The organism is Pseudomonas sp. GW460-LB5 (genome assembly GCF_059423245.1).
Map to the genome: position 1 here is coordinate 79,257 of NZ_JBWKXT010000014.1, position 22,254 is coordinate 101,510.

A 22,254-nucleotide genomic window follows, 5' to 3' on the forward strand; every position below is an offset into this window, starting at 1 on the left:
TTACCTCGGTTCCGAGGCTGCCCCGGAGGGGTTCGTTCACGTTAGCACAGCACAAGCTGCGCACGATGGCGGACTTGCGCCTGGCAGCTATGCTGATTAGGTTTTCCCCTGGGCCAGGGAGCAACGGCCCATTCAGGTTGCCGACAGGAGCATGGTCATGAGCAAGAAAATGCTGGTAGTGCTGACCAATACAGCCAAGTATCCGACCTTGAATCGGGCGACCGGGCTGTGGCTGGGTGAAGCGGTGCACTTTGTCGAAAAAGTCGAAAAGGCCGGCTACACGGTCGATTATGTAAGCCCTGAGGGTGGCTACGTCCCTGTCGACCCACACAGCCTGCAGATGGCCCCCGACCTGGACTGGCAATGGTATGACGACAAGCGTTTCATGACGCGGCTGGGCACAAGCTTGAGCCCTGGCCAGGTAAAAGCCGACGAATACAGCGTCATCTACTACACCGGCGGCCACGGTGTGATGTACGACTTCGCCGATAACCAGCCGCTGCAAGAGGTGGCACGCAGGATCTACGAGAAAGGGGGTATCGTTGCCGCGGTCTGCCACGGCGTAGTCGGCCTGCTCAATATCAAGCTCAGCGACAACAGCTTGCTGCTTAAAGACCGCAAGGTGACCGGGTTTTCTAATATTGAGGAAAAACTGGTCGAACTGGACAACATAGTGCCGTTCCTGACAGAAAACGAGCTAGGTGGCCGTGGTGGGGTATACAGCAAACATGAGGACCCGTGGAAACCCTACGTGATCGGGGATGGTCAGCTGATCACCGGGCAGAACCCTGCCTCCACTGCACTGCTCGCGGACAAAGTACTGGCAAAACTCGACGGTAGATAAAGCCTTACATCAGCCTTTTGGTTTTCCTGCCCCGCAAACTGCACGCGGACTACAGCCGGCCGATCAAATGAACGCTTAGGCTCATGGCTCAGCTGTACACCTCGAACAGCTAGGCCGGAGAGCGATTGCGCTATGTTGAAAATCATGCACGCCGGGCGTCGCCTGCGGGAGCTGCTGCTACTTGCTACGGTGGCCCTGGTGCCTGTGGTTTCAGGTTTGCTGGTGATGATTGTCCAGTTGGAAATGAAGCTTGCGGAAAACGCGACCATCTCAGTCAAGGAGGCGGTATTCAGCGTTGACCAGGCACTGAACCGCATGCATGAAGCTGCCCAGCGTACCCTGCCGCTTGCAGGCCAAGCTTGCGACAGCGTCAAAAAAATGCTGCAGGAACAGGTCATGAGCCGCTCCATGCTCAGGTCGCTTACCCTGGTCGAAAGTAACAAGGCCTATTGCAGCAGTACTTCAGATTCCCTGGAAGACCTATCGTCCTTTGCCTTGTCCGGCAAACAGGTCGAACTGTCCTACGGGCAACCCGACAAACGCCGCAAGCTGGTTGTCAACTATCACTTGCAGGGCATGAACGGTAGCGTGATCGTGACCGCCTATGCCACCCAGCTACGCAGCGAACTGGATGGTTTTCAGGATGGGCTGACACTGCTGCTGGAGTTCGACGACCGCTACATCTGGAGCCAAGGCGACAGCCGTGACGCACAGCGCCCCTCGCAGTCCGAGTTCTTTGCAAGCGCGGTGTCTTCCAGGTATGGATACAGGGTAAAAGGCGGTTACGCCGAGGGCTTCACCGCACAGGAAATCCACCAGTCGATGATGCAGATCGTTCCATCATTGACACTGGTAGGGATCGCGACCGCCTCGATTGTCTACCTGGGTTTGTTCAGGGCACGCGCCCACAGGCGTGGGGCGGCCACCGAGCATGCATGATGGCGGCGCCCCTCCAGCAGGTTCAGTCGGTGCTCAGCACGCCACGGCGTACCTGGTCGCGCTCGATGGATTCGAACAATGCCTTGAAGTTGCCTTCGCCAAAGCCATCATCCCCTTTGCGCTGGATGAACTCGAAGAACACCGGGCCGAGCAGGGTTTCCGAGAAAATCTGCAACAATAGGCGCTTGTCTTCAGGTTGAGACGCACCATCGAGGAGGATACCGCGAGCTTGCAACTGGTCGACCGGCTCACCATGGCCAGGCAACCGCTCTTCGAGCATTTCGTAGTAAGTTTGCGGCGGCGCCGTCATGAAGCGCATGCCGAAGCCTTTCAGGGCGTCCCAGGTCTTGAGCAGGTCGTCGGTAAGGAAGGCCACGTGCTGGATACCTTCGCCGTTGAACTGCATCAGGAACTCTTCGATCTGCCCGGCGCCCTTGGACGATTCTTCGTTGAGCGGGATACGGATCATGCCATCGGGAGCCGTCATGGCCTTGGACGTCAGGCCGGTATATTCACCCTTGATATCGAAGTAGCGGATCTCGCGGAAATTGAACAGCTTCTCGTAGAAGCCAGCCCAGTAGGCCATGCGCCCGCGGTACACGTTGTGGGTGAGGTGGTCGATGATCTTCAGGCCGGCACCCACCGGGTTGCGGTCCACACCTTCGATGAAGTTGAAGTCGATGTCGTAGATCGAGCTGCCTTCGTCGAAGCGGTCGATCAGGTACAGCGGCGCACCACCGATGCCTTTGATCGCCGGCAAGCGCAGTTCCATCGGGCCGGTTTCGATTTCCACCGGCTGGGCGCCCAGTTCCAGAGCTCGGGCATAGGCCTCATGGGCATTGCGCACGCGGAACGCCATGCCGCACACCGACGGGCCGTGTTCGGCGGCAAAGTACGAGGCGATGCTCTTGGGTTCGTTGTTCAGGATCAGGTTGATGCCACCTTGGCGGTACAGGTGCACATCCTTGGAACGGTGGCTAGCCACCTTGGTGAAGCCCAGTATCTGGAACACCGGTTCGAGTACGCCAGGGGTAGGCGAAGCCAGTTCGATGAATTCGAAACCCATCAGGCCCATTGGATTTTCAAAGATATCAGCCATGTTCGTGTCCTCATCTGCAGCGAAAAATTATAGATTGCGCGGGATGTAGAACAGAAATGGCGGGGAGCAAGGGATACCACGCACGCTGCGGGCGAGGTAGTCACCTATGATCAGCTTGAACCCATGGTATGTCATATGGACCCATTCTCGGCGGGCTTGATCCTTCGGAATTGAAGGACCTTATTGTTGTATTCGTAAATGGATTCTACATTGCGTAAAATCGTTTGTCGCGTTTTAGTTGCCCCCCCGTTCCGACAAGCGGCTATTCTCTCGTTACCGTCAACACAGATTATTCCAGCATGCCCCTTACCGCTAAACGCCGCGCCCGCCTGGGCTGGCGCAACCTGCTGCCCTGGGTCGTCGGCGTGCTGCCGGTATTGTGCGGCCTTGCCGTGATGAACTGGCAGGTCGAGCGCGAGATGCAGACCAACAGCCAGGCCACCACACGCCAAGCGGTGGAGCATCTCGAACGCATCCTCGACAACCTGTCCGGCGCTGCCAATGCGCTCCTGCCCCTGACTACCCTCCCTTGCGACCAGGCCAAGCTTATGCTGCGTGCCCAGGTAACTCGCAATGCCTTCGTACGCTCGACCAACCTGTTCAGGCACAACAACCTTTATTGCACCTCGCTGTTCGGCGAATTCGACGAGCCGGTCAACGCTAGCGACTACACAGACGGCAAACTGTGGCTGATGGACGGCAACTCGGTCACCCCGGGGCATCCGCTATTGGTGTACCGCGCCAGCGACGGCGACCACGGCGCAATCACCACGGTCGATGGCGACCACCTGCTGACAGCACTGCGCCTGATCGGCCCCGATGAAGACCTGCAAATACGCGTGGGCGATGCCTGGATGGGCAAGGATGGCGTGGTACACAAAGGCGTGCCCCCTGCGGCCGCCAGCGCCAATGTGCTGTTGGGCTCGACGCGTTACCCGTTCAGCGTGCAAGGCGGCTACAGCGCCGACAAGCAAGGACAGCTGCTGCGCAGCCACTACCCTGCCCTGCTCAGCCTGCTGCTGGTGCTGGGTGCCGTGGCCGCACTGGCTTGCCGCTGGCAGATTCGCCGCGCCACCTCACCCCGCGCCGAACTGGATCGGGCCCTGCAGGCAGACGAATTCCTGCCGTACTTCCAGCCGGTGGTGCGCAAGGGCGATTACCGCTGGGCCGGTGCCGAAGTGCTGATGCGCTGGAACCACCCACGAGAAGGCCTGGTCCGCCCTGACCTGTTCATTCCCTATGCCGAGCATAGCGGGCAGATAGTCGCGATGACCCGATCGCTGATGATGCACACTGCCCAGAGCCTCGCGCCCTATGCCGGGCTGCTGGGGGACGGTTTCCACATCGGGGTCAACATTACCGCCGACCACTGCCGTGACTTGCGCCTGCTGGACGACTGCCGCACCTTCCTGCAGCACTTTCCGCCCGGCCGGGTGGTGCTGACCCTGGAGCTGACCGAGCGCAAGCTGATCGAACCCACCCCCGTGACCCTGGAACTGTTCGAGAAGCTGCATACCATGGGGGTGATGATTGCACTTGATGATTTTGGCACCGGGCAGTCAAGCCTCAATCACCTGCGCCAGTTCAAGGTCGACTACCTGAAAATCGACCAAAGCTTCGTCGCCATGATCGGCGGCGACGCGCTGTCGCTGCACATTCTCGAAACCATCATCGAGCTGTCAGCCAAACTTGGCCTTGGCATCGTTGCCGAAGGTGTCGAAACCGACACCCAGCGCGACTACCTGGCCCGCCATGACGTGGACTTCCAGCAAGGCTACCTGTTCGCCAGGCCCATGCCGGCGGCGCAGTTCCTTGAGGCACTGACCGCACATCCGGGCGCGTCACGGTTGCCGCAAGACGCGCCCCCTGAGATCATGCGCGGCTGATCCAGCCGCTCAACTCCCCTATTCGAGGCACTCGTGTCAAAAGGCATTGTTTCATCGGTCATGGCGTCCTGTTTGTTCGCTGTGATGTACTTCTATACCTCGCTGCTCACGCCACTCGATGGCGAAGAGATCTTTGGCTGGCGCACCCTGCTGACACTGCCCTGCCTCACCTTGTTCATGCTTGTGTCGAAAGACTGGAAACGGGTAGGCGAGCTGCTGGCCCGGGTAAAACGTACGCCAGTGCTGTTGCTGGGCATGGTCGGTACGTCGTGGTTAATGGGCGTGCAGTTGTGGCTCTTCCTCTGGGCCCCCCTGCACGGGCGCAGCCTGGAAGTGTCGATGGGCTACTTTCTGCTGCCGCTGGCCATGGTCCTGACCGGGCGGCTGGTGTATGGCGAGCGCCTGTCGCGGCTGCAAAAGGTCGCCGTGGCCTGCGCCGCGCTGGGCGTAGGCCACGAGCTCTACCAAAATGGCAGTTTTGCCTGGGAGACCCTGCTGGTGACGATCGGCTACCCGATCTATTTCGTACTGCGCCGGCGTTGCCGCACTGACCACCTGGGTGGCCTGTGGTGCGACATGTGCCTGCTGCTGCCATGGGCGCTCTACTTCGTGATCCAGGGCCCGCTGTCGTCTGGCGACCTGCAGGCCCACCCAGGCCTTTATGCCTTGATCCCCGTCCTTGGGGCGATCAGCGCCTCAGCCCTGATCGCCTACGTGCTGGCCAGCCGCTTGCTGCCATTCAGCCTGTTCGGCCTGCTCAGCTACGTCGAGCCGGTGTTACTGGTGGGGGTCGCGCTGCTGCTGGGTGAAACCATCGGCCCGGATCAGTGGCTGACTTACCTGCCGATCTGGGCCGCGGTGCTGGTACTGGTGCTCGAAGGCTTCAAGCACCTGCTGCGCCAGCGTCGCCGCTCGGTATAAGCCGAACCTGGCGCACCCGCCGCTCTTCAACCGCTTCCACGGTGAGCGTCCAGCCATTCCACGCCAGGCGGTCACCCACCATCGGCAGGCGATCGAGCAGGCTCATGACCAGGCCCGCGAGGGTCTGGTAATCGTCGGTGGCACGTGCGCTGAAGCCGGTACGTGCCTGTACCTGGCTCAGGTTCAGTGCACCGCTCACCACAAAGCCTTCACCCTCCTGGACAATGCCAGGGCCTTCAACTTCGCTGGCATCTGGCAGCTCACCGGCAATCGATTCAAGAATGTCGGTCATGGTCAACAGGCCGGTGAAGTCACCGAACTCGTTGATCACGAAGGCGATGTGGGTCGACTGACCACGCATCTGCTCCAGGGCGTTGAGGATGCTGAAGCTCTCCAGCAGGTTCAACGGCGCCCGTGCCATGCCTTCCAGGTCCGGCTGGCTGCCCGACAACAACTCCTTGAGCAGCTCCTTTTTGTGCACGAAGCCCAGCGGTTCGTCGACACGGCCATCACGAATCAACGGCAGGCGCGAGTATGGCGAATTGGCCAAGGCCTGCGTGATGGCTTCGGCCGGCTGCGCCAGGTCGATCACATCGACTTCGGCACGTGCGGTCATCACCGTTCGGATAGGCCGCTCGGCCAGGTTAAGTACGCCACTGATCATTATCCGTTCACGGCGGTCGAACAGCACCTGTTCCTCGCCACCCTCAACCATGTCGGCGATTTCCTCGCCCACCTCGTCAGCCTCGACCCGGCGGCCGCCCAGCATGCGCAGCACGGCATGTGCGGTGCGTTCACGCAGCGGCCTGTGCTGCTGCAAGCTGCGCTTGCGACGGGCACGCGCCAACTGGTTGAACAGCTCGATCAGGATCGAGAAGCCGATCGCTGCGTACAGGTAGCCTTTCGGGATATGGAAGCCCAGGCCCTCGGCGGTAAGGCTGAAACCAATCATCATCAGGAAGCCCAGGCACAGCATGATCACCGTGGGGTGGGCGTTGACGAAGCGGGTCAGCGGCTTGCTGGCAACGATCATGATACCGATCGAGAAAATCACCGCGATCATCATCACCGACAGCTCTTCGACCATGCCCACCGCCGTGATCACCGCATCCAGCGAAAACACAGCATCCAGTACCACGATCTGAGCGACGATAGGCCAGAATGCGGCATGGCGCAGCGTGCCACTTGCCTGGGTGACATGGCCCTCCAGGCGCTCGTGCAGCTCCATGGTGGCCTTGAACAGCAGGAACACACCGCCGAACAGCATGATCAGGTCACGGCCCGAGAAGCTCTTGTCGAACACCTCGAACAGCGGCGCAGTCAGGGTGACCATCCACGAAATGCTGGCCAGCAGGCCAAGGCGCATGATCAACGCCAGGCTCAGGCCGATCACCCGCGCGCGGTCTCGCTGATGGGGCGGCAGCTTGTCGGCCAGAATGGCGATAAACACCAGGTTGTCGATACCCAGCACCAGCTCGAGGACGATAAGCGTCAACAGGCCTAGCCAGGCCGTGGGGTCGGCTAGCCATTCCATTAGCGGGTACTCACGAGCGAAGCGTCACGAGGACGGAGGGGGGACGGCCTGAAAGGCCAGAAACTGGGGGGCTCCGCGAAGGTGCTCATATAGACCTTGATAGCAAATTGGGACAAGAATCGTACAAGCACAGCAGGTTTATCTGATAGCGCAAAACTATTTCAAAACCTTAAAGGAATTTGAGTCTGTATTTTTGTAGGTACTTTTCTTCAATACCGTCGACCGCCAACAGCTGAAAATCATGGCTCCTTCCCACCACCGGATCTTTCTCATGAGCCTGTCCATGTCCATGGCCGCCTTCGCACTGGCGGCGTCAATTTCCCCCGGCCCGGTCAACATCATTGCCCTGAGCAGCGGCGCCAACCATGGCCTACGCGCCAGCCTGGCACATGTGGCTGGCGCCACGCTGGGTTTCTGCCTGTTGCTGGTGCTGGTCGGGCTGGGCTTGCACCAGCTGCTGGTGCGTTGGCCGCTGATGGGCCAGCTGCTGCACTGGGGCGGGGTAACGTTTCTGCTGTACATGGCGTGGAAACTTGCGCGCGATGATGGCCAACTGACCGGCATGCACTCGACACCCGCCCCCTCGGCCTGGCAAGGCGCGGCGATGCAATGGCTGAACCCCAAGGCCTGGCTGGCAGCAGTGGCCGGGGTCGGCGCTTATACCGGTGGTGAGCAGCACTTGCTGTGGTTGTTCACCTGGATCTACGGGCCGATCTGTTTCATTTCGGTGGCCAGCTGGGCATGGGCTGGCAGCGTGGTTCGCCAGTACCTGGGCAACCCACGGCACCTGCGCCTGCTCAATCGAGGGTTGGCGGTGTTGCTGGTGGGCAGTGCTGTCTACCTGGTTATCTGACGCCAGCCGCATTCCGATAATGACCCGGCGTCGCCGCCAGATGCTTTTTGAAAGCCCGCTGCAAGTGCGCTTGGTCTGCAAACCCGGCCTCCTGCGCAACCTCGGCAATCGCCCGCCCCTGACGCAACTGCGCCCTGGCCAGCTGAACACGCTGGTCGAGCAGGTAGCCATGCGGTGTCAGCCCATAATGTTGGCGGAAGGCTCGAATCAGATAGGCGCGCGACAGGCCGCACGCTGTGCAGATATCTTCAAGGCTCAGTGGATCGGTGCGATGAGCACGTATGAACGCTGCTGCCGCGCTCAGCCGCGGGTTGCCTTCGGCCCTCGCCTGGGCGTTGGCGCCGAGAAAGTCCGGCAATGCGCCAAACAGTTCTGCCAAGCGGCCTTCCCGATCAGGCACGCCCGCATCGAACAGGTCAGCGAACCCCTGCAACAACCGCTGGTACAACGCAGGCGAGCTGCTCCAGGTCTGCGTAGGCAATTTAAAGCCTTGCGCCTGTAGCCAGGACATATCGACGAACAGCATCAGGTAAGACCAGGGCTCAGCGTCGATGGGGTTGCAGGCATGCACAACACCCGGGTTCATCAGCACGGTGGTACCGGCCCCTACCTGGATGCGCAGGTCACCGTTGAGGTAGGTACTGCGCCCACCCGTGATCACGCCGATTGAAAAGCTCTCATGGGAGTGCGCGGCGTAGCACACCTGGCGCCCGTCCCCTACCCGCCGGGCTTCGACAAAGGGCAATGCAGGATCACGCCAGAACCGCGAAACCTCGATCATCCCCTTGCCCACTTGATGCTGACATTCACCGATACTACACGTTTACCGTGGAAGCAGGTCCAGCGTGCGCTCCACCTCTTCGATATCGATCCGGAAACCATCGCCATCCGGAATCCCGACCACAAAAGCGAAATGCTGATGGTCGCGATCGGTCAGGTATTTGTAGTAGCTCACAAACCGGTCAGGCGGCTGCAAGGTGAGCAGGCTACCACCGGGCTGCAGCACATTTACCCCATGCACCAATTGGCTGCCCTCCACGCCAATGACCACTTTTGCCCCGGCGCAGGCTGCAACAATACTCGGCACATCGGACTTGAGCGGGTTCACAACACGGAAACCGCGGGTGACACGCAGGTGCTCGGCGAGCTCCAGCTCATTGCGCAACAAGCGCAGGTCGCCGTCGCCGCCACGCAGCAGGAACACGCCAGGATGTGGGGCATGCGGCACGTGCGACAGCAATTTATCCCCCATGGCCCGGTAGCGGGCATGCCGGCTGCGGTTGTTGCCCTGATCATCGAACAGCACCAGCTCACGGAAAAACGCACTGCGCAGGCGCAGTGGCTTCATGCCCAGCCAGTCTTCATAGGCCGGGGCCTGGGTAAACAGCGGGTATCTGGCCGAGGGTGCGGTGGTCACCGGTATGCCCTCATTGCAGGCCAGCGCATAGGTTGGGCAATCTTCCATCAGCCAGGTGCCGAACCACGAATTGCCGTTTTGCGTGCAGTAGATGGCCGCGCGGTCTATTTCGTTGTCAACGATGATGGTCGGGAAGGTACTTGGCTTGAGCGACAGCCAGTGGCTGGCCTTGCCTTTGTACAACGCACCATCGACCAGCCACACATCCTTGATCAGGTAGCCGCGGGTTGGCCCTTGCAATGTGCTGATGCCACCCTCCATGGTGCGAGCGGGGTGCACGTAGGGGTAAAAACGCTTGCCCTCCCAGCCCGTTACCCGTTCCAGCTGGCCAGGCAGGAAAATGGCCGCCGGGGACACAGTGGTTTCGCCTGGAGCAATGTCCCAACTCCTGGTGGCGATGCTCTTGAGGTCGATGGCGGTATTCTTGCCCAGCCGCTTGCGCGCCATGTAACGATAGGCGGCCAAGGTCCAGGTGTGCTGCTTGGCCGCGGACGATGCACTGAACTGCGAGATGTCGCTCCCCATGAAGCGTCCTCCCCTGATGACGAAGTTTAAACCCTGGCGTAGAGCGCCAGATCAATGCATCCCTGGCAGTCACTCAGTTGCACGTGACTCTTTCCATGGTGGGCGGTGACTGCACGCTGGCATAACGGCTGCGCAGGGTTTCCACGAAGGGCTCACCCGCACCATTGCCACCGTAGAGATAAATCTTGTGCAGCCCCCCAAACACCATCTCGTGGTACCGGCTGGCAACCTCCTCATCGCTCGGGCCATCCGGCAACCCCAAGTGCAGCGTGAGTTTGTCGCCCTCCACTGCGAACATCGGCGTATCCCACAAGAACTTGGCTGTGCCGGTCTTTGGCAAGCGGACAAACAGATAGGCATGGTTGCCCAACGAGTCGATGTCTCCCCCGCGACGGCGCTTCCATTTCAGCAGGCCGTCGTCCGGGCGCGCGAGGCACAGCCCGATGTCGTAGTAATCGAAGCCCTGCTGCAGTGCCCACTCAAGCGCCATGAAGGTGGTGATCGAATTCACCTCACGCAACCTCTTGGCATCACTGAACACTGCCTCGCAGTAGCCGAAACGCAACGTGCTCCAGTACCGCTTGCCCCCGCGTACCACTTCACAACCCAAGTGGCAGCCAATCACTTCATCACCCAAGGTAATCAGGTCGAGCCGGCCGACGCTTTTGGCAATGCGGAACACTTCTTCCGTGGGGAACTGCGCAGCATGGATACCTTGCCTGGCGGTGGCATAGGGGCGCAGCAGCTCGCGGTCTGCCATGGCGATCTCGTCGTCCGCCAGGGCTTGTCGCATCTGGTAGAGCGGGCGGTTCTTGCGGATGCTGCGCCGCAGTTCGCTGTCGTAGCGCGCCGTGATGTCCTCCAGCGAGCGGCCCAACGGTACTACAGCGCTCAGGTAATGCGGCACTGACAGCGCCCCAGACGAGGGTATTTCGCTGATGACCACTACATGGTTTGCAGCCGCCGTGGCACTTGCACTTTCTACGATCGAAGCACTGCCCTGGCCCTTGCCGCCGATCAGCAGCTTGGCCATTTCCCGCTGTTGCTTGCGGCCGATGTAAAGAATTTCGTAGGGGCTCTCCTGCTGTAGCCGAAACCTCGCTACTTCCCAGCGCCAGAAACAGGCGCGCGCCGCCATTTCTCGCACTTTGCTTGCCAACAGCCTCATTTCGTAGCGCTGGGAGGGTGACAGGAGCTTTCGCGCCACAGCCGTCAAGGTCTCTTTCATTTTTTCTTCGACGTCCTTTGAAGGGCTTTATGGTCTATCTGAAAAAGAGAAAAAATCAGCAAAAACACTTAACGCTTTGATTTTTATAGTTTGCCCTGAAACTTGCTTATCACATTCAGTAACAATTTAAGATGCCTGCAAACGCTTTGGCAAGCGGCTTCTAGCTGACTTTAGATCAAGTTTGATGGCGTCAAATTTCCTGCGTGAAAACCCACGCCAATTGCAAGTTTGCTATAAGTGTGCCGACGCACACGGCCTTTCATTACCACTTGGCTATTGATAATTAGCATTTGATATCTTCTTTGCATAAAAGAAACGTCGACATGCCTGAACGCTTTTGCGGTGCCTGCCGGGCCATTTGGCAAGCACCCACGGCCCGATTGAGCCAGACTGGTGTTTTGCCGGCAGCCGGTGCATGCTCCATGCTGAAGCGATTCACCCTGCTTTGAACCAGCCCCGCAATGTGAGGTGCAGTACCTATGGACCGTCTGCTCGATTCACTCTTCCCCAGCGCCGAGAACATTCCGGAAACCTGGCGCCTGGGAGCCCCAATGGAACAACGCGACTACCTGGTGAACGGCGAACTCAGGCAGTGGGACGGCCCCTTGGCCACGGTGCGCAGCCCGGTATGGCTGAAGGAGGGCGCAGAGGAACGCCAGGTGGTACTGGGTAGCGCCCCGCTGCTCGACGCGGACACCGCCCTTACGGCCCTCGACGCCGCCGTGCAGGCCTACGACAAGGGCCGCGGTGCCTGGCCGAACATGCGTGTGGCCGAACGCATCCAGCATGTCGAAAACTTCCTGGCCCGTATGCGCGAGCAGCGCCAGGCCGTGGTCAAGCTGCTGATGTGGGAGATTGGCAAGAACCTCAAGGATTCAGAAAAAGAATTCGACCGCACCTGCGACTACATCGTCGACACCATCAATGCCCTCAAGGACCTCGACCGCCGCTCCAGCCGCTTCGAGCTGGAACAAGGCACCCTCGGCCAGATCCGCCGCGCGCCGCTGGGTGTGGCGTTGTGCATGGGGCCCTACAATTACCCGCTGAACGAAACCTTCACCACCCTGATCCCGGCGCTGATCATGGGCAACACCGTGGTGTTCAAGCCGGCCAAGTTCGGTGTGCTACTGATCCGCCCGTTGCTCGAAGCCTTCCGCGACAGTTTCCCGCCGGGGGTGATCAACGTGATCTATGGCCGCGGCCGGGAAACGGTGAGCGCGCTGATGGCCAGCGGCAAGGTCGATGTATTCGCCTTCATTGGTACACACAAGGCAGCCAGCGACCTGAAAAAGCTGCACCCACGCCCGCATCGCCTGCGCGCCGCGCTGGGCCTGGATGCCAAGAACCCAGGCATCGTGTTGCCGCAGGTCGACCTCGACAACGCTGTCGAAGAGGCGGTTACCGGCGCGCTGTCGTTCAACGGCCAGCGCTGCACAGCGTTGAAGATCCTGTTCGTCCACGAGCACGTGGTCGACGCCTTCCTCGACAAGTTCCAGCGCAAGCTGGCCGCGCTCAAGCCCGGCATGCCCTGGGAACCGGGCGTCGCGCTGACGCCATTGCCGGAGCCCGGCAAGGTCGACTACCTTGACGGCCTGGTCGCCGATGCCACGGCCAAGGGCGCACGCGTGCTCAACGAAGGTGGCGGGCAAAGCCGCGGCTCGTTCTTCTATCCGGCCTTGCTGTACCCGGTTAACAACGACATGCGCGTGTACCACGAAGAGCAATTCGGCCCCCTGGTACCCGTGGTGCCCTACCGCGACCTGCAAACCGTCATCGACTACGTGCTGGACTCCGATTACGGCCAGCAGTTGAGCCTGTTCGGCAACGATCCGGCGACCATCGGTAGCCTGGTCGACATCTTCGCCAACCAGGTCGGGCGCATCAACATCAACGCGCAGTGCCAGCGCGGCCCCGACACCTACCCGTTCAACGGCCGCAAGAACAGCGCCGAAGGCACTCTGTCTGTGCATGACGCCTTGCGCGTGTTCTCCATCCGCACCCTGGTCGCCACCCGCTTCCAGGAGGCCAACAAAGAACTGATCAGCGAAATCATCCGTAACCGCCAGTCGAGCTTCCTGACCACCGACTACATCTTCTGACGGCCGCGCTTATAGAAAATCGATCTAGCGGCATTGTCGATTGTCCATCGGCGCAAACGACTCTAAGCAACAGGGCGCCATCCGGCGCCCACTGCAACGGAGAGTCGAACATGGCAGTCAAACCCATCCCCGAAGGCCAGCACAGCATCACCCCCTATCTGGCCATCAACGACGCCGCCAAGGCCATCGAGTTCTACAAGAAGGCCTTCGGTGCGGTCGAAATGTTCCGCCTTGATGCCCCTGGTGGCCGTGTGGGCCATGCCGAACTCAAGATCGGTGATTCGTCGCTGATGCTGGGCGACCCCTGCGACATGGAAGGCGGCCTTACCGCCAGCCAGAAGCTCAGCGGCGCAGGCGTGGGCCTGCACCTGTATGTCGAGGACTGCGACAAGGTCTACGCCCAAGCCCTGGCGGCTGGCGGCACGCAGTTGCACCCCTTGACCGACCAGTTCTATGGCGACCGCAGTGGCACCCTGAAAGACCCGTTCGGCAATATCTGGTTCGTCTCGACCCACAAGGAGGACCTGAGCCCTGACGAAATTCGCGCCCGCGCAGCGAAGATGTTCGGCGGTAACCCAGCGGCAAGTTGAAAGCGGCGCCACTTTGCTTGAAGCTTGAGGCTCGTAGCCTGGAGCTGCTTCATGCGAATCATCGACAAAACCGCTGCGCAGGTGCGCAGCCTGACCCCCGCTGAAGAGGATCTGCTGGTCGGTTTTGCCACCGGCAGCCTCGTCGGCCCGCGCCTGCTGCAGGCCAACCAGCTACTGATGAAGGTTCGCAACGCCAACCAATGGCTGGGCTGCGACTGCCGCAACGACGCCCTGCCGGTGCTCAATGTCACCCTTAACGGCAATACCGGCACATTGTTCCTCAAGAACAACCCGGGCACTGCCGAGCATGCCCCTGGTTGCCCGTTTACCAAAGACGAGCGGGAAGCCGCCGAACGCGAAGACGATCCCGCACCACCTGCCGCCTGGCTGCCGCCCGACACGCCGCTGCGCCTGATGGGTGACTTTCGCGCCGGTACCGCCAGTGCCGCAAGCGATGGCAACGACCGGCGCGAGCAACAGCGCCTGCTGTCGCTGCTGCTCACCTGGATCGAGACCAGCGGCCTCAACCTTTACGCCACTCACCTGAAGAAGGACCTGACCACGCAGTTTGCCGAATTGCGCAGCGTGGCCAGTCGCTACCCGCTGCTGGAGCGGATACCTGCCAGCAACTACCTGGAAACCCGGCTGGACATGAAGCACATGATGATGCTCAAGTCCCGGCTGCGTGAATCCACACTGTTCGGCAACCATCGCCGCCACGGGCTGATGCTGGACTGCGTCGACCAGATCAAAGGGCGCAAGCTGTTCAACAATCGCAGTGAAGACGGCTTCGACTTCCAGGGGCACCACCTGTACTGGGGCGGTAGCCGTACCAGCGGGCCGTTGCTGGCACTGATGATCTACTCGCCGACCAGCGCCGGTAGCCATTTCTATGAGCTGATCCATGTGGCCAGCGTGCCGGTGCTATCGCGCGCGCATCTGTTCCCGGTGTACCGCGATGAAGAACGCGAGCCACTCAAGGCCCTGGTGTCGCTGATCGACTGGATGGCCAGCAAGGGCGTCAAGGTGCAAATGCGCCGGCCGGTGATCGGCGGCCAGGTGATGGATGAGCTGGTGATGACCTCGGACCAGGACCGGGTATTGTCAGTGTCGCTCCTCGAACAGCCGATTGGGCCCGAGCCGGACACCGAAAACTTCAAGCGCTACGCCGACTTCAAGAGCCTGGAAACCTTCCGCAAGTTTGTTGCCGGTTTCTTCATGCGCGAACGCTGAATTGCGACCGGTACATGCCCCGGGCAGGCACAGTCATGTGTCGCGACAGGGATGCAAGGCGGCCCCAGGATCCCGGGCTATTGACTCAGTCCAGGCAGTCCTTGGCAGCCTGGCGCAATTTGTCGCCAGACAGGAAGCTGCCCTTGTAGAAGGTCGCGCGGCTGCCTTCACGAGAGTCAACCACGTCCAGTACATCGTCACTTGCCACCGCACTGGATGCCGTCAGTCGATACCCGTGGGCAATCGACTTCTGCGTGGCCTGGGGTGCCAGAACCTGCCACTTGGGCAGGACACAGGCGGCGTACACCTGCGGCGTTTTTTTGGTCAGCTTGCTGGCAGTGGGTTTGCCGGGCGTCGCGCAGCCAGCAAGGCTGGCAACTAACGCAGAAGCGATGAAGATACGAAAAGTAGGCATTTGCAATTGGCCGTCAGGGATACGCTGCATTCTAACGAGGGTTGTCCAAAGTTTCTAACCAACCATGGTCTTGCTGGTGAATTTTCGCGCCATTGACACAGCAACGACGCGCCAGTGACAACACCATCACATCGCGGGTTGTTTACTGGCGCCCGGTCACTGCAATTAATTGTTTGAATCCAGGGAACGAAGTCATTCTGCCCTGCTTCTCATCAACATCAGGCAACGGCAACACCGGCCGGCTTTGTTCAGGAGAACCCCATGCTCTGGTGGCTGGAAATACTCGCCCAATATGCAACCTCCACCGGCTTGGCCGTGCTCTGTATTTTCGTGTTCTGGGCCTATGGCTTGGCATTCGGCAGCGTCTACATGAGGCTCCTCTCTGGCCTGCTGGCTGCCATGCTGCTAACGATCGCCGCATGCCCGCACGGTGTGGACTTTGCCTTGGGCAAGCACCTGGCGCTTGGTGGTCCAGGTGCTCTGCTGCTGTTTATTGCAGATGCAGCAGGCGTGATCACAGCGGTGGTGGTGGCCTCGTTTTTCTTCAGCCCCGGGCGGTTGCAGGACGAAGCCTGAGCGGGCTCACTGGTGGGCACCTGATATTTCTGCCAGTAGCATGGGTAGCCGAACGTTGAGAAAGTGAACTGCCAATGGGGCACCTCACCGCGACTCGGCCAGGAAATACACACCATGCAAAAGAACGCCAACATCACGCGCTTCTTCTACCAGAACGGCAAACTCGTCACCCTTAAAACCGGTGAACAGGGCCGTAGCATCTTTCGGTCCTCGGATGTGCCACTTGCCGAGCAACACTTAGACGGCACCCGCACCAGTGGATTGCTGGTGACCGACGACAAGGGTTCGGTGCTACAGGTGCAGGAAAGCAGCTGAGCCCCCCTCAAGCCGCACCGGCCCCACCATAAGGGTCGCACAAGCGCTCCAGCGTTCGGGCAAGGCTGCGCTTTCCACAAATCTGTTGCGTTTCACCCTGCCCTGAGGCGATGCTCATGGAACGGTTGAAGCAACAGACACGGAAGGCCTTTAGCACCATGGAAACGCTTCTCAGCATCAAGTCCGATCTGGTCAGAACAGCCGATCATCTGGAAAAGCTCAGTCAGGCCATGAGTGGCCACGCCAGGTTCATGGAGGCGCGTGCCAGTTCGCAGAGCGAGATTGATGTCACGGCGCACATCAGGTCCATCAATGTGGTAGCAGACGAGTTGCGCGCTGTCGCTGCAAAAATCGACGACATTGGAGGTGCTAGCTTCAGCTCAACCTGAGCTTCACCACTTTGCTCAGCGCCCAGCCACTGAAGACGTAGAACGCATCCAGGTAGAAACGCCCCGCGTAGTTGGGCAATGGCGCGTGATTCAACAGCACATCCGGGTCGGGCGTGGGTGGGAACAAGGCATAAAAGCCGTTGGGCAGCACCGCCAAGGCCAACAATAGCAGGTAAGTCGATGTTAGCAGCAGGGTGCTACGATTGCTGAACCTGGCGGCACCCTTCAGCCCGTAGTACGCAACCAGGCCGGCAACGGGCAACACCCAGAAATGCGTCGGGATCCCAATGAACATTTCGGCGACTGCGCTTCTTGCTTCCACCCAGTGTTCTCCATCCAAATGCGTGGATTATCGCGGGCACGGCAGGCAAATGCAAAACCAGCACTGCCCAGTTCAGGACTGCCACGTTCGAATTAGAACGGCGGCAGGGCCCACCAGCAAAAAGCCCGCTCTCGACGGCGGGCATTTTGTCTCTGGCGGTTAGATGATCATGCTTTTGAACACATCAACGCGGCATCCAGCAACCTCCCATGGTCGTACCAGGCATCACGTTGATAGGCTGTGAACTGATGCTGGCCTGCTGTGCTGCGCAACTCCACAAGGCCATCTGCCTTGCTGGGGTCGGTGCTTTCGATGAACAGTCTCACCGAGTTATCGCCATCAACCTCGTAGGTTTTCACATTCCCGGGCAGTTCACCCTTCACGCACCCCAGATACGCGGGTGGGCTCTTAGCGGTGCTGCCAGAGGTAGAGTCATGCCCATCACGCACGTCGGGGTTTTGTGCGCAACCGGCCGTGAACAATGTGGCGAACGTGGAAACGAGTAATGCACCTGCTACCGATATTGAGCTCTTCACGCGACACGCCCCTGCTGCCCCCTCGAGAACTTAGGAAAGTGTTGCCAAGTAGCACGCCATTTTTTAGTTGTCGTGAGCCATATTACTGCTCAATGACAGCCATGCCATAGGTTCATTTGCTATATGGGTTCAGGCTGCATTGGCGGCGCAATAAATGTCCTCTTCTACAGCTTGTCCTGCGTCCGCCAGGTCTGCAAGTTTGGGCGCCGCGCTCCCCGCCTGCAGTTTTATCTGAGGTTCAGGACGGCTGGCGTCGCATAGGCATAAGCAACTACAAATGCCCCCAACCCCGAGTATTACCGTACCCACTCTCGGGGTCAGGCAATGGCCTTGAGAAAGACCAAGGTTGCCACCAGGTCCAGGACCAGTACAGTTGCCACAACGAAAACCATGTAATAGCGGTCATCCTGAGTCATGTCGGCGCTCTCCGCGTGATCAATGTCTCAGGAGCAAAGCAATTACCGTTCCAGCACCGATGCCCAGCCAACGGCTGCCACTGCGCTCAAACGTGGCGATCTTCTACGATGCCTTTACCTGGCATACGCCGTTGGCTTTGTTCTTGCCGGTATACGATACGTCGGGCGAACCGTCGGGGTTGATCGACAATGAAACAGTCACCCCGCTGCCTTTGGCTTCGAAGTAGTTATCGTTGAACTTCTTCAGCTTCCCTTCCTTGCCATTGATATAGATCGGCCCACCTTTGTCCGCATGGACCTCAATGTTGCCGGGGCACGTTGCGTTCAGCAGTGGAATCCCGGCCTGGGCCGCGCCCGATGCCAGCATCAAGGCAGCCAGCAATAAACGTGTCATCTCACGCTCCTTAAGTGAATTGATCGTGACAAAAGCAATAGAGGGCCATCATAGCAACCCTCTGCAGTATGCGCTCGCGGGCTAGTCTAGACTGAAATGGCCATCCACCACGGAGCCAGCAGATGCAACCGTCAATCTCTGCGCAGCCTGTCCCTCATGAAGGTCTTGAAGATGTTGACCATCTCAGGTTTCACCGCGCCCATGAACATATGCACCACCCGTTTGGTAACGATGCTTTTGCCCGCAGGGCGGAAGCTTTCGCGCGCTTCTTTGGCACGCCGTTGTTTCTAGGGTCTCAGTCACTGGTGGTTCTGATATGGATGGGGATCAGCCTATCGGGGCTGTCAGCGTTCGATCCCTATCCCTTCATTCTATTGAATCTGGCGTTTAGTCTGCAGGCGGCCTACGCGGCCCCTCTGATTCTTCTGGCTCAAACCCGCCAAGCCGACCGTGACAAAGCAACAGCCGAAGCAGATGCGCGACATCGAGAGGCGATTGCCATGGCCAATCAACGACGTCAACGGGACGCGGAGATGCAAAGCAAGCAGCTTCTGCAGTTGCTGGAGCAAAACACACACCTCACAGAAGTCACAAAGCAAATGAGTGAACGGATTGAGCTCCTTACATCGCAGATGCACGCGCATTTGCTTGCGTCCTCAGTGCATGCGCCTTTGGGTAATAACGATTAATCCCTTACCCCTGCAGTTGCCTGCGGAGCGCTGTTTCGTCCTACCTCACCTCATTCGCAAAGCGGCCAACTGCCCCGACCACTTGTTTAGCGCCGCTTTGAATTTCCAGGATGACGGTGCCGGCTTCATTAGCCAATGCCAAGCCTTCCTCAGCTTTTGCCCGGCTGCTGAATATTTCGCTAACGGCTTGATCCGCAAGCGCCTGGTTTTGTTGGACCACGCTAACGATTTCCTCGGTGGCCGAACTGGTGTGACCAGCGAGTTTGCGCACCTCATCAGCAACCACAGCGAAGCCTCGACCTTGCTCACCCGCACGCGCGGCTTCGATAGCTGCATTCAGTGCTAGCAGATTCGTCTGCGAAGCAATTCCGCCAATGGTTTTAACGATAGAACTGATCAACGCAGACTGTTTGCCAAGCGCTTCGATGCTCTCGGTTGCCGCGTTCATTTGTTCAGCGATACTGCGCATGGTCTCCACCGTTCGCGTCACGACCACAGCGCCACGCTCCGCGCTCGAATCCGTTTGCCGGGATATGGCGTACGCGACACCCGCTGCATCCTTTACCTCTTGCTCGCGTGCGACCTGGTCCGTCACGACACTCGCAAACTTCACAACTTTAGACAGCTTGCCCTCAGTGTCATGTACAGGGTTATAAGTGGCCTCGAGCCAGATAACACTTCCACGGCCATCGACGCGTTTGAATCGGTCTGCAACGTACTCGCCACGGTTGAGCGTCTTCCAGAAACTTTCATACTGGGGCGATGCCGCTTCTTCGGCAGGGCAGAACAAACGATGATGTTTTCCTGCAATTTGGCCTAATGAGTAGCTCATGGCATCGAGAAACTGCTTGTTGGCTGTGATGACGGTGCCATCCAGGTTAAATTCAATGACGGCAGTGGACCGAACCAGCGCCTGGATCAGCGCTTCATTTTCCTTCGCCTGCTCCACGGTACGGGTGATTTCACTGCCGTAACCCTGGACATGGCCAAGGCTCGCGTCGTGGTCTCGAATAGGGAGCCAATAGATTTTCAACCAAGCAAGCGTGCCGTCCGCGCGAAGGTAGCGATATTCGTCATTGACGGGTTCAAAACGCGCTACAGCTTGATTGAACGCGTGAAAACAAGGCAGGTCTTTAACGTACGGCGGCACGATCTCCGCGAGCGGGCGCCCCAGCAGGCGCTCCTCAGAATACCCCAAGGTTTCCGAGAACTGTCGGTTAAATGCGCAGATACGAAACTGTGCATCCAGCCTTATGGTGAGCATGCCTCTGTCCATCTGCTCGACCTGCTGACGTAACTGATGCAGCTCCGCGCTCTGCTCTTGCAGCATTTTTTTGAGATTGCGGTTGAACATGACAGGCTCCAAGTGTGCTGGGTAAGCAATTATCGAGATGGGCCCATTGTTCTAGAGCATCCAGTCAATTTTTAATTGCAGCATGATGGGTATACGGGCGGGGTGATGAAAAATTCCAGGCCAGCAGATAAATTGCTACAGGCTTGGACGCGCGGCTGAACGCACAACATTGCAGGTGTTTAGGGACACTGCTGAAAATCACAGATTCCTCTGCGATTCTGGATCACGCGGGTAGCGAAGGCTGAGATCTCTGGCTCAAGAACTGAAGCCAGGCATCATGCGATTTCATCTGGCAGACCACGGCATCATCCCAGATAGCGCCGTGGATCTCACCCGCAGCAACCAGGTACATGAGCCTTGATGTACAGGCTTCCAGATCAAGGAGCTGCCGATGAGCCGTGAAGCGAAAATCAACGTTGCTTGGCATCTGGAGGTAAGGCCTGAAGGACTGGCTCGTGGACACGGGCCGATGTTCCTGTGTAATCAATATGACATCAAACCCCAGCGGCCGCATGCCTTATCGCAGATTCGCCCCCGTGATTGGACGACTCAAAGGACCGATGTTGGAAAACGCAGTAGCCGCCTCACCCTCTGGCGCTGCCCGCCAGCGCCTCAACGCTTGCCGCCGAGGACGGGCGGCAAGGCGGTGAAGAACCAGTAGATCCCAGTTCCTAGCACCATGGTCCACCGGCTTGCCGGGTTGAGAAACATTCCGACCACCCCAAGCGCGATCAGCGTCACGCCAGCCCACCGCCTGCGCCTCGGGTTGAACCATCGCTGGAACGCCCGAAGCCTCTCACCCAAATGCATCACCACTCTCCTTTTGGTAGGCGACGAAGCATATCAGCTGCCTGCCGCATGTACCCACACCTCGCTGCCCGCCAGCACTTCCTCAAACCAAAACGCCGCCTGATGAGGCGGCGTTGACTGAAGCACGGACGTTACCAGGTCTTCGGCTCTGACTTCTTGTAAGCGCCACTGGTCATGCACTTTTCGACCAGGTCTTCGCGCGCCTTGTTGTCTGGAAGCGTTTTCAGATAGTCGGGCTGACAGTGTTCGCCAGTCGGCTCGTAGGCTGCTGTGTCGACGGCATCTTCTTTGCAGCCCGCCAGAACCACTGCAGAGAACGCGGCGGCAGAGAAGAAAACCAATGCTTTGCGTGACATGAGCTCATTCCTTTGAAGTGGTCGGGCGTTATAGCAAACCTCGACCAGCATCGCAAAGAACGCCCCTCACCCAGGTCCAGCGAACGGGCACACTCCGGTGCATGGCGTCCAAATCCCTGCACCCGGTCAGCCCCTTTGTGTTCCAGCCGAGCAAAGTTGGGCTGTGGATCAACGAACCAAGTGTTACAATCCGCCACTTCAAATCGGCGCTCAACGCGCTGAACATCCGTGAGCGCCGCCAGTACGACACCCGCCACACCTATGCGACCCTGTGCCTGATGCCTGGTATGAACCCCGCGTTCATTGCGAACCAGCTCGCCACAGCGTCGAGATGTTGCTCTCTACTTACGCGAAATGGATCAGCTCCTCCTCGGACTGGAGGGAGCTGGAGAAGCTGCCGCCCCGAGTCGAATTGGCCCAAAATTGGCCCAAACCTGACGCGAGGGCCTAAATACACCTCTGGAACCCCCGCAGGACAAGCACTTGATTTCTACCGCTAACATCACCATGCGGT

The 22,254-nt window shown here is 59.2% G+C and carries 24 protein-coding genes and 2 pseudogenes; 13 read left to right on the forward strand and 13 right to left on the reverse strand.

The window, feature by feature from the left end; all coding sequences use genetic code 11:
* The first annotated feature begins 157 nt into the window (after positions 1-157).
* Both AC07XM_RS11290 and AC07XM_RS11295 read left to right on the forward strand, forming a co-directional pair.
* Positions 158-844, forward strand: coding sequence for a type 1 glutamine amidotransferase domain-containing protein (locus AC07XM_RS11290; protein WP_016486698.1), 687 nt, complete (start codon positions 158-160; stop codon positions 842-844).
* A gap of 132 nt (positions 845-976) precedes the next feature.
* Positions 977-1,783, forward strand: coding sequence for a CSS-motif domain-containing protein (locus tag AC07XM_RS11295; RefSeq protein ID WP_016486697.1), 807 nt, complete (start codon positions 977-979; stop codon positions 1,781-1,783).
* Between the two features lie 22 nt (positions 1,784-1,805).
* Here the strand turns inward: AC07XM_RS11295 and hppD are convergent, their stop codons facing one another.
* Complete coding sequence (gene hppD, locus AC07XM_RS11300) at positions 1,806-2,882, reverse strand: 4-hydroxyphenylpyruvate dioxygenase (RefSeq protein WP_016486696.1); 1,077 nt, start codon at positions 2,880-2,882, stop codon at positions 1,806-1,808.
* Between the two features lie 299 nt (positions 2,883-3,181).
* Between hppD and AC07XM_RS11305 the strand changes: the two genes are divergently transcribed.
* Together AC07XM_RS11305 and rarD are read left to right on the forward strand one after the other, a co-directional pair.
* Positions 3,182-4,768, forward strand: a complete 1,587-nt coding sequence (locus AC07XM_RS11305; RefSeq protein WP_102689086.1) for an EAL domain-containing protein — start codon at positions 3,182-3,184, stop codon at positions 4,766-4,768.
* A 33-nt stretch (positions 4,769-4,801) separates the two neighbouring features.
* On the forward strand, positions 4,802-5,689 hold the full coding sequence (rarD, locus tag AC07XM_RS11310) for an EamA family transporter RarD (protein WP_024717647.1): 888 nt from the start codon (positions 4,802-4,804) through the stop codon (positions 5,687-5,689).
* Here the strand turns inward: rarD and AC07XM_RS11315 are convergent.
* Positions 5,652-7,223, reverse strand: coding sequence for a TerC family protein (locus AC07XM_RS11315; RefSeq protein WP_023048161.1), 1,572 nt, complete (start codon positions 7,221-7,223; stop codon positions 5,652-5,654). The two genes, rarD and AC07XM_RS11315, sit on opposite strands and share 38 nt — an antisense overlap.
* A 271-nt stretch (positions 7,224-7,494) precedes the next feature.
* Here AC07XM_RS11315 and AC07XM_RS11320 point away from each other — a divergent pair, with 271 nt between their 5' ends.
* On the forward strand, positions 7,495-8,076 hold the full coding sequence (locus AC07XM_RS11320; protein ID WP_016486692.1) for a LysE family translocator: 582 nt from the start codon (positions 7,495-7,497) through the stop codon (positions 8,074-8,076).
* Here AC07XM_RS11320 and AC07XM_RS11325 read toward each other — a convergent pair.
* The 3 genes from AC07XM_RS11325 to AC07XM_RS11335 all read right to left on the reverse strand — a co-directional run bounded on the left by AC07XM_RS11325 (position 8,069) and on the right by AC07XM_RS11335 (position 11,246).
* Complete coding sequence (locus AC07XM_RS11325) at positions 8,069-8,857, reverse strand: AraC family transcriptional regulator (RefSeq protein WP_102689087.1); 789 nt, start codon at positions 8,855-8,857, stop codon at positions 8,069-8,071. The two genes, AC07XM_RS11320 and AC07XM_RS11325, sit on opposite strands and share 8 nt — an antisense overlap.
* A 42-nt stretch (positions 8,858-8,899) precedes the next feature.
* Positions 8,900-10,018, reverse strand: coding sequence for a glycosyltransferase 61 family protein (locus tag AC07XM_RS11330; RefSeq protein ID WP_016486690.1), 1,119 nt, complete (start codon positions 10,016-10,018; stop codon positions 8,900-8,902).
* Positions 10,019-10,091: 73 nt separating this feature from the next.
* On the reverse strand, positions 10,092-11,246 hold the full coding sequence (locus AC07XM_RS11335; protein WP_102689088.1) for a GNAT family N-acetyltransferase: 1,155 nt from the start codon (positions 11,244-11,246) through the stop codon (positions 10,092-10,094).
* Between the two features lie 479 nt (positions 11,247-11,725).
* Here AC07XM_RS11335 and AC07XM_RS11340 point away from each other — a divergent pair, with 479 nt between their 5' ends.
* The 3 genes from AC07XM_RS11340 (at position 11,726) to AC07XM_RS11350 (ending at position 15,168) form a co-directional block, all read left to right on the forward strand.
* Positions 11,726-13,345, forward strand: a complete 1,620-nt coding sequence (locus tag AC07XM_RS11340; RefSeq protein ID WP_023048165.1) for an NADP-dependent glyceraldehyde-3-phosphate dehydrogenase — start codon at positions 11,726-11,728, stop codon at positions 13,343-13,345.
* Positions 13,346-13,455: 110 nt separating this feature from the next.
* The gene (locus AC07XM_RS11345; RefSeq protein ID WP_016486687.1) at positions 13,456-13,935 is read left to right on the forward strand and encodes a VOC family protein; all 480 of its coding nucleotides are present in this window, start codon (positions 13,456-13,458) and stop codon (positions 13,933-13,935) included.
* A gap of 51 nt (positions 13,936-13,986) precedes the next feature.
* Positions 13,987-15,168, forward strand: a complete 1,182-nt coding sequence (locus AC07XM_RS11350) for a DUF8534 domain-containing protein (protein ID WP_016486686.1) — start codon at positions 13,987-13,989, stop codon at positions 15,166-15,168.
* An 85-nt stretch (positions 15,169-15,253) separates the two neighbouring features.
* On the opposite strand, the gene AC07XM_RS11355 is transcribed toward AC07XM_RS11350, so the two are convergent.
* On the reverse strand, positions 15,254-15,613 hold the full coding sequence (locus AC07XM_RS11355; protein ID WP_016486685.1) for a hypothetical protein: 360 nt from the start codon (positions 15,611-15,613) through the stop codon (positions 15,254-15,256).
* A 231-nt stretch (positions 15,614-15,844) separates the two neighbouring features.
* Between AC07XM_RS11355 and AC07XM_RS11360 the strand changes: the two genes are divergently transcribed.
* From AC07XM_RS11360 to AC07XM_RS11370, 3 genes are all read left to right on the forward strand, one after another.
* Complete coding sequence (locus tag AC07XM_RS11360) at positions 15,845-16,159, forward strand: hypothetical protein (RefSeq protein WP_016486684.1); 315 nt, start codon at positions 15,845-15,847, stop codon at positions 16,157-16,159.
* A gap of 114 nt (positions 16,160-16,273) precedes the next feature.
* Positions 16,274-16,474, forward strand: coding sequence for a hypothetical protein (locus AC07XM_RS11365; RefSeq protein WP_023048166.1), 201 nt, complete (start codon positions 16,274-16,276; stop codon positions 16,472-16,474).
* Positions 16,475-16,632: 158 nt separating this feature from the next.
* Complete coding sequence (locus AC07XM_RS11370) at positions 16,633-16,863, forward strand: hypothetical protein (RefSeq protein ID WP_096426955.1); 231 nt, start codon at positions 16,633-16,635, stop codon at positions 16,861-16,863.
* Here the strand turns inward: AC07XM_RS11370 and AC07XM_RS11375 are convergent.
* The 3 genes from AC07XM_RS11375 to AC07XM_RS11385 form a co-directional block, all read right to left on the reverse strand.
* A complete protein-coding gene (locus tag AC07XM_RS11375) occupies positions 16,850-17,158 on the reverse strand; it encodes a hypothetical protein (protein ID WP_102689089.1) in 309 nt (102 codons plus the stop codon). The genes AC07XM_RS11370 and AC07XM_RS11375 overlap by 14 nt on opposite strands.
* A gap of 194 nt (positions 17,159-17,352) precedes the next feature.
* Positions 17,353-17,721: a hypothetical protein gene (locus AC07XM_RS11380; protein WP_024717649.1), complete on the reverse strand. Its 369-nt coding sequence runs from the start codon at positions 17,719-17,721 to the stop codon at positions 17,353-17,355.
* 519 nt (positions 17,722-18,240) lie between these two features.
* Positions 18,241-18,531, reverse strand: coding sequence for a hypothetical protein (locus tag AC07XM_RS11385; RefSeq protein WP_016486678.1), 291 nt, complete (start codon positions 18,529-18,531; stop codon positions 18,241-18,243).
* Positions 18,532-18,653: 122 nt separating this feature from the next.
* Between AC07XM_RS11385 and AC07XM_RS11390 the strand changes: the two genes are divergently transcribed.
* On the forward strand, positions 18,654-19,220 hold the full coding sequence (locus AC07XM_RS11390; RefSeq protein ID WP_016486677.1) for a DUF1003 domain-containing protein: 567 nt from the start codon (positions 18,654-18,656) through the stop codon (positions 19,218-19,220).
* A 40-nt stretch (positions 19,221-19,260) separates the two neighbouring features.
* On the opposite strand, the gene AC07XM_RS11395 is transcribed toward AC07XM_RS11390, so the two are convergent.
* The 4 genes and pseudogenes from AC07XM_RS11395 to trbK all read right to left on the reverse strand — a co-directional run bounded on the left by AC07XM_RS11395 (position 19,261) and on the right by trbK (position 21,740).
* Positions 19,261-19,815, reverse strand: a complete 555-nt coding sequence (locus AC07XM_RS11395; RefSeq protein ID WP_371262263.1) for a methyl-accepting chemotaxis protein — start codon at positions 19,813-19,815, stop codon at positions 19,261-19,263.
* Positions 19,798-20,574, reverse strand: a pseudogene (locus tag AC07XM_RS11400) (PAS domain-containing protein); the annotation flags it as partial. The pseudogene AC07XM_RS11400 and the gene AC07XM_RS11395, both read right to left, overlap by 18 nt.
* A gap of 612 nt (positions 20,575-21,186) precedes the next feature.
* Positions 21,187-21,384 (reverse strand): hypothetical protein, encoded by a 198-nt coding sequence (locus AC07XM_RS11405; protein WP_016486674.1) that lies wholly within the window; start codon positions 21,382-21,384, stop codon positions 21,187-21,189.
* A gap of 131 nt (positions 21,385-21,515) precedes the next feature.
* Positions 21,516-21,740 carry an entry exclusion lipoprotein TrbK gene (trbK, locus tag AC07XM_RS11410; RefSeq protein WP_016486673.1) on the reverse strand — a complete coding sequence of 75 codons (225 nt, stop codon included), beginning with the start codon at positions 21,738-21,740 and terminating at the stop codon, positions 21,516-21,518.
* Between the two features lie 101 nt (positions 21,741-21,841).
* Here trbK and AC07XM_RS11415 point away from each other — a divergent pair.
* Positions 21,842-22,191 (forward strand): annotated as a pseudogene (locus AC07XM_RS11415) (site-specific integrase).
* Positions 22,192-22,254: the final 63 nt, after the last annotated feature.